This is a genomic window from Roseateles aquatilis, assembly GCF_002205645.1.
In the GTDB taxonomy this organism is placed as follows: domain Bacteria; phylum Pseudomonadota; class Gammaproteobacteria; order Burkholderiales; family Burkholderiaceae_C; genus Roseateles; species Roseateles aquatilis.
In genome coordinates this window covers 41,143-56,029 of sequence record NZ_NIOF01000010.1, presented here as the reverse complement: position 1 = coordinate 56,029, position 14,887 = coordinate 41,143, and the positions used below count along the sequence as shown (strand labels likewise).

Sequence of the window (14,887 nt, the reverse complement as noted above, 5' to 3'; positions counted from 1 at the left end):
GCCGCGCCCGAACCAGGCCCTTGCGCATCCGGTGAGGAGCTCCGGCCCCGCACCGCAAGCAGGTATAACGAGCCGCTAGGAGAGTGAACGTGAGCAAGACACCGGCCTCCAAGACCGCCGCGCCGAAGGCATCCGCCAAGGCCGCGAAGGCTGCATCCCCGGCGGACACCCCCGTCGACGCGGACGCGCCAGACAGCACGGTCGCTGCGCCAGACAGTCCTGTCCGGCACTCGACCCCGACTTCAACCTCGAACCAGAATAGCCGCCCTGCCGTGAAGCCCGATCCCAAACTCGCCTCTGCCTGGAAGACCAAGCCTGGTGCCGAACTCACCGATGCCGAAGTGCTGGCCATGCCGGACGGCGAGTACATGAATGACAAGCAAGTGGAGTTCTTCCGCGCCAAGCTGACGCAGCTCAAGGAAGACATCCTGTCCAACGCGGGCGAGACCACCGAACATCTGCGCGAGGACACGTCCATCGTCCCCGATCCGGCCGACCGCGCCACGATCGAGGAAGAACACGCGCTGGAGCTGCGCACCCGCGACCGCGAGCGCAAGCTGCTGAAGAAGATCATGCAGTCGCTGTCCCGCCTGGACAACGGCGAGTACGGTTACTGCGACGAGACCGGCGAGCCGATCGGCCTGGGTCGCCTGATCGCCCGTCCGACCGCCACGCTGTCGCTGGAAGCCCAGCAGCGTCGCGAGTTGAAACAGAAGATGTTCGGCGACTGAGTCGCCGTTCCTTCTTTCGCGTCCTTCCGCGATGAGCGAGGTGCCCGCAAGCATGTCCGACCCCAAAGACGTCAGCAAAGACGGCGAGAGCTTCTTCCGGAAGGTGGCGCGTTTCGTCGCCAATCCGACGACCGACTGGGCAGAGATCAATTCGCGCCAGGACGACCCCGAGGCTGATGCCGCCAAGGCGGAGTTGCGGGCGATGGTGGAGCGCAAGCGGCGCAACGACTTCGTGCGCAAGCGCGAGCTCGACATGCTGCGCAAGATCCGCCGCGAGGGCCTGACGCCCGAGCAGCTCGCCGCGCTGGGTGGCCACGCCACGTCGGGCATCGACGAACTGGGCCGCATCAGCGAGATCCAGGGCGCCCGCCGCGACGACGTCAGCGTCAAATCCAAGATCGACCAGATCGAACAGCAGATGGTCGGCGAGGGGTTCGCGCCGACGCAGGTGCAGGGCCAGCACCCGCCCGGTTTCTTCGAGACCAGCACACGGCCGGTCAATTTCGCGATGACGCAGCCGGCCGACCAGGTCGGCGCGCGGGTCTCCGACTACGCGCCGCCAGGCGAGATGGAACGGCTGGACCTGTCCCCCGCGCCCGCCGCGGCGACGATGGGCGGCGGCATGTCGCCGTTGTCGTCGGCCGCCGCCGCGCCGATCCCCGAGCTCAAGCACGCGATCCCGACGCTGAGCTTCCGTGTCGCCGACCCGCAGGTCGAGGTCAGCGAGGTCGTGCACGATGCCGAGCTGGACGAGGCCGTCATCGCCTTCGCCAACGCCGACTACGAACACTGCGAACGCAGCCTGGCCGACCTGACCCGTGCCGGCGCCGCGCGCCACGAGCACGCGGACACCTGGCTGGTGCTGTTCGACCTGTACCGGGCGACCGGCCAGCAGGGCAAGTTCGAACACCTGGCCAACGACTACGCGCAGCAGTTCGGCCTGTCCTCGCCGCAATGGTTCTCGCTGCCCAAGCTGGTGGCCGAGGCGGTGCAGCAGGAGCGCACGCCGCGCGGTCGCGCCAGCAGCGTGTCGTGGACCAGCCCGGAGTATCTGGATGTCGAGGCGGTCAGCCAGATGCGCGCCCGCTGCGAGAACATGCCCATGCCATGGGTGCTGGACTGGGCGCCGCTCAAGCAGATCGACGCCGAGGCCTGCGCGCGGCTGCGCGAGCTGTTCCGCGCCTGGGCGCAGCAGGCGCTGGACCTGCGCTGGCTGTCCGGCGACCATTTCTTCCAGGTGCTGAAGGACCAGGCGCCGGTGGGCAGCCGCGACGCGGATCCGGTCATCTGGATGCTGCGGCTGGAAGCGCTGCGGCTGGCGAATCGCCCCGACCAGTTCGACGAGGTCGCGATCGACTATTGCGTCACCTACGAGGTGTCGCCGCCGAGCTGGGAAAAGGCGCAGTGCCACCTGCGCATCAGCGGCAACGCGCTGTCGACCAGCTCGCCGCAATCAACGGTGCAACCCTCGACGCTGGACACCGGCATCGCGTTCCTCGAATCGACGATGACCGACGCGCTCAATACCGCCGCGTTGATGGAGTTGTCCGGCCAGTTGAGCGGCGACATCAGCGAGACCCTGCAGCTGATGACGGATCAGCTCGGCGGCGCGTCGCTGGTAACGATCGCCTGCCCGAAGCTGATCCGGCTGGACTTCATGGCCGCCGGCGACCTGCTCAACTGGGTGCTGGCGCGTCGCAGCGAGAACCGGGCGGTGGTGTTCACGGACGCGCATCGGCTGGTGGCGCTGTTCTTCGGTGCGATGGGCATCAACGAACACGCGCGGGTCAAGGTGCGGCACGTCTGAGAACAGCCTCACAACCATCGCGTCGACGGGGCCTCGGGCCCCGTTGGTCTTTCAAATGCCGGATCATGACGGACCGGGCCGGGCCGGGCATGGCCGCGGAAGCCGGGCCCCCTCCTCCCAGGTCCCAGGGCCGTCAGGGTGCCCCCGGCTTCCGCGGCCCGCCAACGCTCGCTGACAGGCGCTTTCGGTCGTGGCGGCGATGGGCCGGGGCGGCTCGTCAATCGGGATTCGCACACTCGGCGTGCCAGGCTTTTTCTCACCTTGTGAATCCCTCGTCGGGACCCACGTGGTGACTTCATGACGTTCAGGACGACCATGTCTCAAGATCATTCCTCCCCGCTTCCGCCGTATCACGGCACCACCATCGTCAGCGTGCGCCGCGGCAATCAGGTCGCCATCGGCGGCGACGGCCAGGTGACGCTGGGGACCATCGTGGTCAAGTCGACCGCGCGCAAGGTGCGCAAGCTTTACAAGAACCAGGTGCTGGCCGGCTTCGCGGGCGCGACGGCCGATGCCTTCACGCTGTTCGAGCGCTTCGAGTCCAAGCTGGAGAAGCACCAGGGCCACCTGGTGCGCGCCGCCGTCGACCTGACGCGGGACTGGCGTACCGACCGCGTGCTGCGGCGCCTGGAGGCGATGCTGGCGGTGGCGGACCGCACCGCCTCGTTGATCATCACCGGCAACGGCGACGTGCTGGAGCCCGAGCAGGGCATCGTCGCCATCGGCAGCGGCGGCGCATACGCGCAGGCGGCCGCGAAGGCGCTGCTGAACCACAGCGAGCTGGGCGCGGTGGACATCGTGAAGCAGTCGCTGGTCATCGCCGGCGAGATCTGCATCTACACCAACGGCAATCACACGATCGAGACGCTGGACTGACCGGCGCACGGAGCACACGAATGAGCAGCAGCATGACCCCGCAGGAAATCGTCTCCGAACTCGACCGCCACATCGTCGGCCAGGCCGACGCCAAGCGCGCCGTCGCGATCGCGTTGCGCAACCGCTGGCGCCGCCAGCAGGTGGACGAGAAGATGCGCGGCGAGATCACGCCGAAGAACATCCTCATGATCGGCCCGACCGGCGTCGGCAAGACCGAGATCGCGCGCCGCCTGGCCAAGCTGGCCGACGCGCCCTTCATCAAGGTCGAGGCCACCAAGTTCACCGAGGTCGGTTACGTGGGCAAGGACGTCGACAGCATCGTGCGCGATCTGGTCGACATCGCCGTCAAGCAGGAGCGCGAGCGCCAGGTCCGCCTGCAGCGCGCCCGCGCCGAGGACGCCGCCGAGGATCGCATCCTGGACGCGTTGGTCCCGCCGCCCCGCGCCGCGGCCGGTTTCACGCCCGCCGCCGACGCCGCGCCCGCCGCCGACAACACCGCGCGGCAGGTGATGCGCAAGCGCCTGCGCGAGGGTTCGATGGACGACAAGGAGATCGAGATCGAGCTGGCCGAGGCCAAGACGTCGATGGAGATCCTCGGCCCGCAGGGCATGGAAGAGATGGCGGAGCAGCTCAAGGGCCTGTTCTCGCAGATGGGCCAGAGCCGCAAGAAGGCGCGCAAGGTCAAGATCGGCGAGGCGATGAAGCTGCTGATCGAGGAAGAGGCCGAGAAGCTCGTCAACGAGGACGAGATCAAGGCCGCCGCGCTGGCGCACGCGCAGGAGAACGGCATCGTCTTCATCGACGAGATCGACAAGGTCGCCACCCGCTCCGAGCACTCGGGCGGCGCCGACGTGTCGCGCCAGGGCGTGCAGCGCGACCTGCTGCCGCTGGTGGAGGGCACGACGGTCAACACCAAGTACGGCATGGTGAAGACGGACCACATCCTCTTCATCGCCTCCGGCGCGTTCCACCTGAGCAAGCCCAGCGACCTGATCCCCGAGCTGCAGGGCCGCTTCCCGATCCGCGTCGAGTTGAAGTCGCTGTCCGTCGAGGACTTCGAGGCCATCCTGTCGAGCACGCACGCCAGCCTGGTCAAGCAGTACCAGGCGCTGCTGGCGACGGAAGGCCTGGCGCTGGAGCTCGGCGCCGACGGCATCCGCCGACTGGCGCAGATCGCCTTCGAGGTCAACGAGCGGACCGAGAACATCGGCGCCCGGCGCCTGTCGACGGTGCTGGAGCGCCTGCTCGACGACATCAGCTTCGACGCCCACAAGTACGCCGGCCAGACCGTCACCATCGACGGCCCGCAGGTCGACGAGAAGCTGGGCGCGCTGGCCCAGAACGAGGACCTGAGCCGCTTCATCCTCTGACGATGGAGACCGCGCGGGCGTGGGACGGGACGGCCCCGCCCTCGCCGCTCACTTCAGCTTGTGATCCTCGCGCTTGGCTTCCCGCATCGCCTCGGGCTCCAGTTCCTCGGCGTAGCGGTTCAGGCGGATGAAGACACCCCAGCCGGCGAGCAGCACGCCCACCGCCAGCACCATCGCCGCCGCGTGCAGCAGCTCGGTCGAATCGTCGTGAGCGGCGCGGAAAGTCGCCACCAGCGCCTCGATCGCCAGCGCCACGACGATCACCACCATGAAGCGTGACAGGAAACGCCGCACGCGCGTCGGCGCGCTGATGTGGGCGCTGCGGATGACTTCCTCCTCGGTGATGGTCTGCGCGATCTGCAGCGCCACCACCGCGGCGGCCAGCACGCCGACGGCCTCGATGACCAGTTGAGCCGCTTCGCGACCCAACTGCATGCCCACCACCTGCCAGGCCTCGCGCGCGGCGATCGCCATCAGCACCAGTGCCATGCAGGCGAAGAGCAACGCCAGCGCCCCGTGCACGACGGCGAAGCCGCGCAGCAGCAGCGGCGTCGCGTCGCGCGGCGATGCGTCGGCGTCGGGCACATCGGCCTCGGCGGGCCGACGCGAGGGGGACGGAGAGGGGCTCATGGTGCCCAAGCGTAGCCACGCGCCGCCGCGCGCCCTGTAGGACCGGACCGCGTCGCGGGCCCGGACGCGGCCGACGCGAGCGCGGATCAGCGCCGCGTCAGCGCGGGCGTCACAACGCCAGCCGATGCGCCTGCACGGCCAGCAGCCCGTCGAAGATCAGCGAGTCGATCAGCTCGTGCGGAATGTCCAGTGACGGCGACACCTTCCAGCCCGCGCCGCCGGTCATCAGCGTGACGGGCTCCTGGCCGCAGCGCTTGACGATGTGGCGATGCATGCGCTCGATGGCGCCGGTGATGGCGAAGTTGCCGCCGCTGGTCAATGCGTCCGAGGTGTTGGTGGGGAACTCGCGCACCTCGCCGGTCGGCACGCGCAGGCCGGCGGTGCCGCCCTCCAGCGCGCGCAGCATGATGCCGTGGCCCGGCAGGATCAGGCCGCCGAGGAAACGGCCGTCGGCGTCCAGCGCGTCCACCGTCACCGCCGTGCCGACCATCACCACCAGCGCCGGTTTCGGCGCCTGGCCGCGCCCGCGCGACAGCACGTGATGGCGGGCGCCGATCAGCGCGACGAAACGATCCGCGCCCAGCCGGCTGGGGTGGTCATACCCGTTGACGATGCCGCCGGCCTGGGCCGACGAGGCCACCCAGCGCGGCTCCAGGTCCCAGCGTTCGAGCTGTTCCAGCTGCTCCTCGACGCGGCGCCGCATGCCGTCCCCGGCCACGTTGCAGCCCAACAGGCTGGTGGGCACGGGCAGCGCGGCCCAGTCGTGCTCGGCGAGCTTCTCGACGTTCTCGAGGAATTGCGCGCCGTGGGCGAGCATCGGGCTGCCCGGTTGGGGGCCGGCATAAAGCGCCCACTTCAAGCGGGTGTTGCCGATGTCGATCGCCAAAAAGCTCATGATTCAAGCGGGCTGCGCTGGGACAGGGCGGCAGGTTAGCAGTGTTTGTCCTCAAGGCGGTGCGCCCAGTTGCCGATTTAGGATGGGAGAAGGCTCGCCGCACCATCCCGGGGCGGCGCCTTCGCGCAGGAAGGCCACGGCCCCCGATGAAGTTCTCGATCGCCACACGTCTCTGGATCCCCGTCGCCGTCATGGCGGTCATGACGCTCGTGATGTCGCTGGGCGCGGCATCCCGCACCAGCGCGCTGCTGGCCGTCGCGCAGGTGACGCAGGAGAAGCAGCAGCAGCGCTTCGAGCTGGCGCTGCGCTGGCGCGGGCTCACCGAGGCCAACGCCAGCCGCGTGCAGGCCGGGCTGGCCGCCAACGACAACGCGGTCGCGGACGCGATGAAGGCCGACATCGGCCGCACCACCGACACGATCAACGAGATCCAGAAGCAGCTGGAAGCCCTGGCCGACGGCGACGACGACAAGGCCGCCATGGCCCGGATCGCCGAGCGCCGCCAGGCCTACATCGCCGCGCGCAACGACGCCAACAAGCTCAAGGCCGGCGGCGACGTCGACGGCGCGCATCGGGCGCTGACCTCGAAGGTGGTGCCCGCGATCGAGCAGTACCTGACGGCGCAGCAGGACTTCGTCACGCTGCAGCAGAAGCGTTCCGCCGCGCTGCGCGAGGCCGCCGGCGCCGAGCGCATGCGCACCGTGTGGGGCGTGGCGGCGCTGATGGCGGCCATCGTCGGCCTGCTGGCGCTGGCGACGGCCTATTTCGTGCGGACCATCTCGGCGCCGCTGAAATCGCTGATGGCCGAGGCCGAGCGCATCGGCGAGGGCGACCTGTTCCACGTCGAGCGCGACTACCGCGCCGACGAGATCGGCGACGTGCAGCGGGCGCTGGCCGCGATGAAGAGCTCGCTGCGCAAGGTCATCCGCGAGGTGCGGGCCAGCGCCGACGGCATGCAGACCGCCAGCCAGGAGATCGCCAGCGGCAACCAGGACCTGAGCCAGCGCACCGAGCAGACGGCGTCCAACCTGCAGCAGGCGGCCTCGTCGCTGTCGCAGCTGACTGGCACCGTGCAGCAGAGCGCCGACAGCGCGCGCACCGCCAACCAGCTGGCCGGCAGCGCGGCGGAAGTCGCCCAGCGCGGCGGCACGGCGGTGGGCGACGTGGTGGGCACGATGGCGCAGATCGACGCCTCGGCCAAGAAGATCAACGACATCATCGGCACCATCGACGGCATCGCGTTCCAGACCAACATCCTGGCGCTGAACGCGGCGGTCGAGGCCGCGCGTGCCGGCGAGCACGGCAAGGGCTTCGCGGTGGTGGCCTCCGAGGTGCGCGCGCTGGCGCAGCGCAGCGCCGCGGCCGCGCGCGAGATCAAGGCGCTGATCGGCGACAGCGTGACCAAGGTGGAGGCCGGCTCGCAGCAGGTGCGGGACGCCGGCGCCACGATGACCGAGATCGTGGCGAGCGTGCAGCGCGTGTCGGACATCATCGGCGAGATCAGCGCCAGCACGGTGGAGCAGAGCGAGGGCATCGGCAGCGTCAACGGCTCGGTCGCGCAACTGGACCAGATGACGCAACAGAACGCCGCGCTGGTGGAGGAATCCGCCGCCGCCGCCGAATCGCTCAGCGAGCAGGCCCGCCGGCTGACCGCGCTGGTGGGGCACTTCAAGGTCAGCGACGCCACGCAGAAGCCGGGCGATGCGCCGGCCGGCGCGCCGTCGATCGCGCCGCGCGCGCCGGCCCCGGTGGCCAAACCAGCCGCCGCGTCCCGGCCCGCCGCGAAGCCGGCCAGCGCCAAGCTGGGCGGCGCCAAGCCACCCGTGTCGAAAGGTCCCGCGCCGAAGGCGGCCCCGAAACCCGTCGCCAAGGCCCCCGCGGTGGTGAGGTCCGCTCCCGCCGTGGCGAAGCCTTCCCCCCCACCCGCGCCGAAGGCTTCCGCCCCGGCACCGGCGGGCCCCAGCGCCACATCCGCCCCTGGCGACGATTGGGAGACTTTTTGATCTCGCGCAAGGCGCCCGCGATCGGGCGCTGATTCGTGGCCCGGCTCAGACAGGTGTCAAATGACCCGGGCTTAGGCTGATCGCCCTCTTCACTTCGAGGGCCAGGTCATGCCATACAGCCATCACTCCTCCATCCATGCGTCGCGACCGGGCGATGCCGAGCCGCTTTCGATGCCATTCGAGACCATCCTGTTCACGGACGAACAGATCGCCGATCTGTCGGCGATGGCGCGACAGGATGGTTTCGATTCGACCGCCGACTTGATCGTCGAACTGATCGCCTACGAGCGTGATCGCATCGAGTTTCGCGACCGCATCATGGAAGGATTTCGATCCACGGAGTTCGCCGACGTCGACGAGCGTTTCTTCTCGGATCTGGACGAATACATCTCGCGCAAATGCGGCGTTCCGTCGGATGAGGAGCATCAACGATGAATGCGAAGGCTCTCCGGTACAACACCCGCGCGAAAAACGACGTACGAGAAGTCCTCGACTACTACATCGAGACCACCGGCGAGCTCGCGCTGGTCAGGAAGCTCCTCGGCGAAATGAGCAAGGCTTTCCGGCACATTGCCATGGCGCCGGGTACCGGGTCTCCCCGACATCAGGAGGGGTTGGGAGCTCCGGGGGTCAGGTTCTGGAAGCTCACACGCTTTCCCCATTTGATCTTCTATGTCGAACTCGCCCAGAGCATTCGCGTGCTGCGGATCATGCACGGCAAGCAGGACATTTCGCGTCGATTCCACACGCCCTGATCGAGGCGAGGAAAGAGTGATCTCATGACACCCATCACCATCCAATACTCCGCGAACCTTGCGGCGTTCGTCGATGAACGTACGTTCATGGAGGACTTCCCCGATCGATCGGCCTATCTCTTGCACCTCGTCGATCGGTTGCTGGTCATGCACAAGAAGAGCACCACATCCGCCAGACACGGCGACATGACTCCGGAGCCGCCGCCGGATGAGGCCTACCTGTCCCGGATGCGCGAGCAACTGCTGTCCGAAGACGCCAAGCGCGCAGCGTACGTGCGCATGAAGCAGCAGCAAGACAGGTGAGCCGACATGGAGGAGCCCCGCATCAACGTCACGCCGTCGTCCTCCGCATCGCAGAAGCGTCTCCTCCACCCCTGGCAAGTCTCCGCCGGCGGCATCGCCGGCCTGATCCTGAGCATCGGCCTGGCGCGTTTCGCCTACACGCCGTTGCTGCCGTTGATGCAGCAGCAGGCGGGTCTCGGCGACGCAATGGGCGGGACGCTGGCCGCCGTGAACTACGCCGGCTACATGAGCGGCGCCTTGCTCGCCGCCTGGATCGACGATCCGCGTTGGCGTGCCCGGCTCTACTTCTGGGGAATGCTGCTCGGCCTCGTCGCGACCGCGCTGATGCCGCTCGCGCCCAACCTCGCGTTGTGGGCGCTGTCGCGTTACCTCGGCGGCCTGAGCGGTGCCGCGGGCATGCTGCTCGGCTCCGGGCTGGTGCTCGGCTTCCTGATGCGATCGGGCAAGCGGCCTGAACTGGGCGTGCATTTCATGGGGCTGGGCCTGGGCATCGTCGTGTCCGCCGTCGGCGCGATGGCGATGGACCGGATGGGGTTGGACTGGGCCTGCCATTGGTGGGGATTCGTCGCCGTCGGCGTGCCGCTGCTGGCCATCACCTGGTGGTGGCGGCCGCCCGCGCCGCCGCCCGCCACGACCGCCCTCGGCGCCGGTGCCCCCAGCGCGACGTGGATGCGCTGGATGCTGGCCTGCTATTTCTGCGCCGGCTGGGGTTTCGTCATCAGCGCCACCTTCACCGTCGCGATCGTCGAGCGCCAGCCGCTGCTCAAGGGGCAAGGGCCGTGGGCCTGGCTGCTGGTCGGGCTGGCCGCCACGCCGGCCGTGTTCCTGTGGGACCGCGTCGCACGCCGCATCGGCGATCTGAACGCGCTGCTGGCGGCCTTCGCGCTGCAGATCGCGTCGGTGGTGCTGCCGGCGCTGTCGGGCAGCCTGGCCGCCGCGCTGACGGGCGCCCTGCTCTACGGCGCGACCTTCATCGGGCTGGTCAGCCTCACGCTCGCCCTGGTCGGGCGGCGCTCGCCGGGCAACCCGGGCAAGGCGATGGCGCGCCTCACGCTGAGCTACGGCGTCGCACAGATCAGCGCGCCCGCCCTGGCGGGCGCGATGGCCCAGGCCAGCGGCAACTACCAGGCGGCGTTGTGGATCACCGCCCTCGTGCTGACCGTGGGCATGGGCATCCTGTTGCGTCTACGCGGCCTGGAACGTCGCGGCGAGGCGTGACGGCGCCGTCGCGTCGGGCGCCTCCATGCGATCGGCTTGATCGGCTTGATCGGCTTGATCGGCGCGGTCGGCGCGGTCGGCGTGACCCGCATGATCGACGCGGCCACCACGATCGCCCCGACGCCCAAGCTCGCACCGGTCCTCGGCCAGCACCGACAGCCCGACGTCCTCGCGCCAGCGGGGCGACAACGCCACCACCTCGCCGATCACCAGCAACGCCGGACTCGGCAACGCATCGCGCCCGATGGTCGCGGCCAGATCGGCCAGCGTCGTGAAGCTCTCGCGCTGACGCGGCGTGTGGGCGGCGCTGACGACGACCGCCGGCGTCGCCCCGATCAAGCCGCCGGCCCGCAACGCCCGCGCGATCGATGCCGCGCGCGCGAGCCCCATGTAGACGACCAGCGTCAGCCGGCTCCGCGCCAGCGCCGCCCAGTCGGGCGCGATGCCGTGCTCGCCGTTGTGTCCTGTCACGAAGGCCACGCCCGGCGTGCAGCGCCGGTCCGTCACGGGCACGCCGACCGCCGCGGGCGCCGCCAGCCCGGCGGACAGGCCGTTGATCACCTCGACCTCGATGCCGGCCTCGCGCAACGCGTCGACCTCCTCGCCGCCGCGGCCGAAGACGAACGGGTCGCCGCCCTTCAGGCGCACCACGCGCGCGCCGGCCCGCGCCTCGCGGATCATGAGGTCGTGAATGAATCGCTGCTCCGTCGACACGCAGCCGCCGCGTTTGCCGACGCGCAGCACGCGCGCCGACCTCGGCAGGCACGCCAGCAGGCGCGCGTCGACGAGGTCGTCGGTCAACACGACCTCCGCCTGTTGAAGGCGCTTCAGCGCCTTGACCGTGAGCAACTCCGGATCGCCCGGACCTGCCCCGACCAGGGACACCGTCGGCGCGGCCCTGTCCGACGGCACGTCGCCATGGCCACTGCCGTGGTCGTTGTCGTTGTCGTTGCTGTGGCCGCGACTCGCGCCAGTGCTGCCGGTGACGCAGCCGCAGCCGCGGGCGCCGCCACGGATACCTGCGATGCCGGTGCCGGTGCCAACGTCGATGCTGTTCATGTCGCTTCCTTCACTTCGTTCTGGACCAGGCGCCGCAACGCGGGCAGGCAGGAGCCGCACTGCGTCCCGCAGCGCAACGCCTCCTGCAGGGCTCCCAGACGCGCTTCGCTCCCCCCGTCCGGCACGCGCCGCAGGCAGGCCACGATCGCGTCCTCCCGGACGTTGAAGCAGTTGCAAACCTGCGGGCTGGGCGCCGGGGCGGGTTGCTCGGCGTCGGGCGCCAGCAGGCGCCGGCCGAAGGGCATCACCGGCGCGCGCTCGCGCCACAGCGCGTCCAGCCACTCGCCCTCGTTGCCTTCGCCGACGCGCAACAGCGCCTGCAACCGCGCCTGCGCGCCTTCGCCGGCCAACCGCAGGGACCGGCTGCGGCCCCGTCGCCCGTCGGCATACCGCAGCACGCCGACACCGCCCAGGCCCAGCACCATCGCCAGGGCCTGCACCACCGGCGCGGGCGGTGGCGCGGCGAAGGCGAGTTCCAGGCACCAGCCCTCCAGCTCGTCCTGCGCCGGTCCGGGCAGGCAGCAGGCGTATTCGGCCTGATCCATCAGCGCCCGCAGTTGGCCGCGCAGCGCCGCGCCCTCCCCCGGCGCCACCCACGCCGCCCCGACGACCCGCCACGGCAGGTCGACGGCCTCCACCGCGACCGCCGCGAACTTCAGTTCCGGCTGCCGCGCGTCGGGACAGAACGCCGACTGCGTCAACGCATTGATGCCGCACTGACCGCGCCCGCCGAGGAACTCGCTGCCCCAATGCATCGGCAGCCAGGCGCGTTGCGGCCCGACGCTGTCGTCGGCGCGCAGTGGCACGATCAGCGGCCCGCGCCGCGACTGCACACGCACCAGCGATCCCGGCGTCAACAGGCGCCGCGCGATGTCCGCCGGATGCATGGACAAGGCCGGCGCCGGCTCGCCGGCAAAGAGGCGCGCCACGGTACCGCTGCGGCTCATGCCGTGCCACTGGTCGCGCAGGCGACCGGTGCTCAGCGCCAGCGGGAAGGCCGCGTCCTGCACCTCCGCCGTCGGCGCGAACGGCTTGGCGATGAAACGCGCCCGGCCGTCCGCATGCGCGTAGCGGCCGTCCTCGTAGAGCCGCTCCTTCGCGGCGCTCGCCCCTTCCGGCCACGGCCACTGGCGCGGCGCCGCCTCCAGCATCGCGTAGCTCAGGCCGCCGATGTCCAGGTCGCGTCCACGCGTCGACTCGCGGTGCTCGATCCACGGCTGCTCCACGCGATCCCACGCGAAGAGACTCGGTCGCCCCGGCCGCAGCACCGTCTCCATGCGTCGCGCGACGTCGCGCACGATGCGCCAGTCGGCGCGCGCCTCGCCCGCCGGCGGCAAGGCCGCGCGGACGCGACTGATGCGCCGCTCGCTGTTGGTGACGGTGCCCTCCTTCTCCGCCCAGGTCGTCGCGGGCAGCACGACATCGGCGAAGTCCGCCGTCGCCGTGCCCGCGAAAGCCTCCTGCAGGATCACCAGCTCGCACCGCGCCAGCGCGGCGCGGACCAGTGCCTGATCGGGCATCGACTGCGCCGGGTTCGTGCAGGCGATCCACAGCGCCTTGATCTCCCCGTCGGCCGCGGCCTGGAACAGCTCCACCGCCGTCTTGCCCGGTGCCGCCGGCAGCGCGTCCACGCCCCACAACGCCGCCACCTCGGCCCGATGCGCCGCGTTGCCCGGATCGCGGTGACCGGGCAGCAGCGAGGCCATACCGCCCGTCTCGCGGCCCCCCATCGCGTTGGGCTGGCCGGTCAGCGAAAACGGCCCCGCGCCCGCGCGCCCGATCTGCCCGGTGGCCAGGTGCAGGTTGATCAGCGCGGTGTTCTTCGCCGCGCCGCTGCTGCTCTGGTTCAGGCCCATGCAGTACAGCGACAGCGTCGACGGCGATTGCGCGAACCACTGCGCCGCCTGCAGGATCTGCGTCTCCCCGAGACCCGTCAGCCGGGCCGCTTCCGTCGGCGTCATCGTCCGCACCAACGCCTTCAGCGCGGCGAAGCCGGCGGTGTGCCGCTCGATGAAGTCCGGAGCGATCCAGCCTTCCCAGATGCACGCGTTCAGCATGCCGTGGAACAGCGCCACGTCGCTGCCCGGCTTGAGCGCCAGGTGCAGATCGGCGAACTCGGCCGTCTCGGTGCGGCGCGGGTCGACGACGATGATCTTCATGTCCGGCCGCGCCGCGTGCGCCGCCTCGATGCGGCGGAACAGGATGGGATGTGCCCACGCGGTGTTGGAGCCGGCGATGAACAGGCAGTCGGTGCGCTCCAGGTCCTCGTAGCAGGCCGGCGGCGCGTCGGCGCCGAGCGACTGCTTGTAGCCCACCACCGCAGCGCTCATGCACAGCCGCGAGTTGCTGTCGATGTTGTTGGTCCCGACCAGCCCGCGGGCCAGCTTGTTGAACGCGTGATAGTCCTCGGTCAGCAACTGCCCGGAGACATAGAAGCCGATCGCGTCCGGCCCGTGCCGCGCGCGGATCGCCAGCAGTTGCCCGGCGATGTGGCGCTCCGTCGCCTCCCAGTCCCGCGGCTGCAGCGGCGCGCCGCGCGTCGGTCGCCACGCGGGCCGCAGCAAGCGCTGCTGCCGGCGCACCAGCGGCGTCGCGGTGAGGTGCAGCGTCGCGCCCTTCGTGCACAGCCGGCCGTGGTTGGCGGGATGGTCCGGATCGCCGCGCACGCCGACGATACGGGGACCGACCTCACCAGCACCAGCACCAGCACCAGCATCGCCGTCGCCGACGCTGTCGATCAGCACCCCGCAGCCGACGCCACAGTACGGGCACGTCGAGCGCGTGGTGCGGACCGCGGCGCCAGCGCCGCTCGCGGCGACGACATCGGACTCGGGCGAGCGCGCGTTCATCGCGTCGCGCTCAGCAGGCGACCCGTGTGCAGGGACCGGCCTGCGCCAACGGCAGATCGGTGCCGAGGGTCGCCAGCTCGTCGCCGTCCAGCTGCACCTGGCCGTCCACGATCCTGACGCGAAACACCGGCGTCCGTCCCTCGTCAGGCTCACGCGCGCAGCCGCTGTCCAGCGCGATGGTCCAGTTGTGCAGCGGGCAGGCGACCGCGTTGCCGAAGACGATGCCCTGGCTCAACGGCCCGGCCTTGTGGGGGCAACGATCGAGCAGCGCATGCACCTGGTCGTCGGCGGTGCGGAAGAGCGCGACCTGCGGCCCCTGCCGACGCGCCACGCGGCGCGATCCCAGCACGGGGATGTCCTCGACGGCGCAGATGGAAATCCAGTTCGACAT

Annotated in this window: 14 protein-coding genes; 9 read left to right on the top strand and 5 right to left on the bottom strand. The window is 70.2% G+C overall.

All coding sequences use genetic code 11. The features are described 5' to 3' along the window. Positions 1-83: 83 nt before the first annotated feature. The 4 genes from dksA to hslU all read left to right on the top strand — a co-directional run bounded on the left by dksA (position 84) and on the right by hslU (position 4,784). On the top strand, positions 84-731 hold the full coding sequence (gene dksA / locus CDN99_RS19175; RefSeq protein WP_238139602.1) for an RNA polymerase-binding protein DksA: 648 nt from the start codon (positions 84-86) through the stop codon (positions 729-731). A 52-nt stretch (positions 732-783) separates the two neighbouring features. Further along, positions 784-2,538 (top strand): hypothetical protein, encoded by a 1,755-nt coding sequence (locus tag CDN99_RS19170; protein WP_088386679.1) that lies wholly within the window; start codon positions 784-786, stop codon positions 2,536-2,538. Between the two features lie 315 nt (positions 2,539-2,853). Continuing rightward, positions 2,854-3,414 carry an ATP-dependent protease subunit HslV gene (gene hslV, locus CDN99_RS19165; RefSeq protein WP_088386678.1) on the top strand — a complete coding sequence of 187 codons (561 nt, stop codon included), beginning with the start codon at positions 2,854-2,856 and terminating at the stop codon, positions 3,412-3,414. 20 nt (positions 3,415-3,434) lie between these two features. Beyond that, positions 3,435-4,784 (top strand): ATP-dependent protease ATPase subunit HslU, encoded by a 1,350-nt coding sequence (gene hslU / locus CDN99_RS19160; protein ID WP_088386501.1) that lies wholly within the window; start codon positions 3,435-3,437, stop codon positions 4,782-4,784. A gap of 48 nt (positions 4,785-4,832) precedes the next feature. Here hslU and CDN99_RS19155 read toward each other — a convergent pair whose 3' ends face one another. Both CDN99_RS19155 and CDN99_RS19150 read right to left on the bottom strand, forming a co-directional pair. After that, complete coding sequence (locus tag CDN99_RS19155) at positions 4,833-5,273, bottom strand: hypothetical protein (protein WP_238139618.1); 441 nt, start codon at positions 5,271-5,273, stop codon at positions 4,833-4,835. Positions 5,274-5,523: 250 nt separating this feature from the next. Next, positions 5,524-6,309 (bottom strand): type III pantothenate kinase, encoded by a 786-nt coding sequence (locus tag CDN99_RS19150; protein WP_088386500.1) that lies wholly within the window; start codon positions 6,307-6,309, stop codon positions 5,524-5,526. 146 nt (positions 6,310-6,455) lie between these two features. On the opposite strand from CDN99_RS19150, the gene CDN99_RS19145 reads away from it, so the two are divergent. The 5 genes from CDN99_RS19145 to CDN99_RS19125 all read left to right on the top strand — a co-directional run bounded on the left by CDN99_RS19145 (position 6,456) and on the right by CDN99_RS19125 (position 10,588). Then, positions 6,456-8,312 (top strand): methyl-accepting chemotaxis protein, encoded by a 1,857-nt coding sequence (locus tag CDN99_RS19145; protein WP_088386499.1) that lies wholly within the window; start codon positions 6,456-6,458, stop codon positions 8,310-8,312. Positions 8,313-8,420: 108 nt separating this feature from the next. After that, complete coding sequence (locus CDN99_RS19140) at positions 8,421-8,747, top strand: hypothetical protein (protein ID WP_088386498.1); 327 nt, start codon at positions 8,421-8,423, stop codon at positions 8,745-8,747. Further along, entirely contained in the window at positions 8,744-9,067 is a 324-nt protein-coding gene (locus tag CDN99_RS19135; protein ID WP_088386497.1) for a type II toxin-antitoxin system RelE/ParE family toxin, read from the top strand. Before CDN99_RS19140 ends, CDN99_RS19135 begins: the two co-directional genes overlap by 4 nt. 24 nt (positions 9,068-9,091) lie before the next feature. Then, positions 9,092-9,370, top strand: coding sequence for a hypothetical protein (locus CDN99_RS19130; protein ID WP_088386496.1), 279 nt, complete (start codon positions 9,092-9,094; stop codon positions 9,368-9,370). Positions 9,371-9,376: 6 nt separating this feature from the next. After that, positions 9,377-10,588 carry a YbfB/YjiJ family MFS transporter gene (locus CDN99_RS19125; protein ID WP_088386495.1) on the top strand — a complete coding sequence of 404 codons (1,212 nt, stop codon included), beginning with the start codon at positions 9,377-9,379 and terminating at the stop codon, positions 10,586-10,588. Here CDN99_RS19125 and cobA read toward each other — a convergent pair. From cobA to nirD, 3 genes are read right to left on the bottom strand one after another with little or no spacing between them, the layout of a single operon-like run. Further along, complete coding sequence (cobA, locus tag CDN99_RS19120) at positions 10,556-11,647, bottom strand: uroporphyrinogen-III C-methyltransferase (RefSeq protein ID WP_088386494.1); 1,092 nt, start codon at positions 11,645-11,647, stop codon at positions 10,556-10,558. The genes CDN99_RS19125 and cobA overlap by 33 nt on opposite strands. After that, positions 11,644-14,496, bottom strand: coding sequence for a nitrate reductase (locus CDN99_RS19115; RefSeq protein ID WP_088386493.1), 2,853 nt, complete (start codon positions 14,494-14,496; stop codon positions 11,644-11,646). Before CDN99_RS19115 ends, cobA begins: the two co-directional genes overlap by 4 nt. 10 nt (positions 14,497-14,506) lie before the next feature. Next, positions 14,507-14,887: a nitrite reductase small subunit NirD gene (gene nirD, locus CDN99_RS19110; RefSeq protein ID WP_088386492.1), complete on the bottom strand. Its 381-nt coding sequence runs from the start codon at positions 14,885-14,887 to the stop codon at positions 14,507-14,509.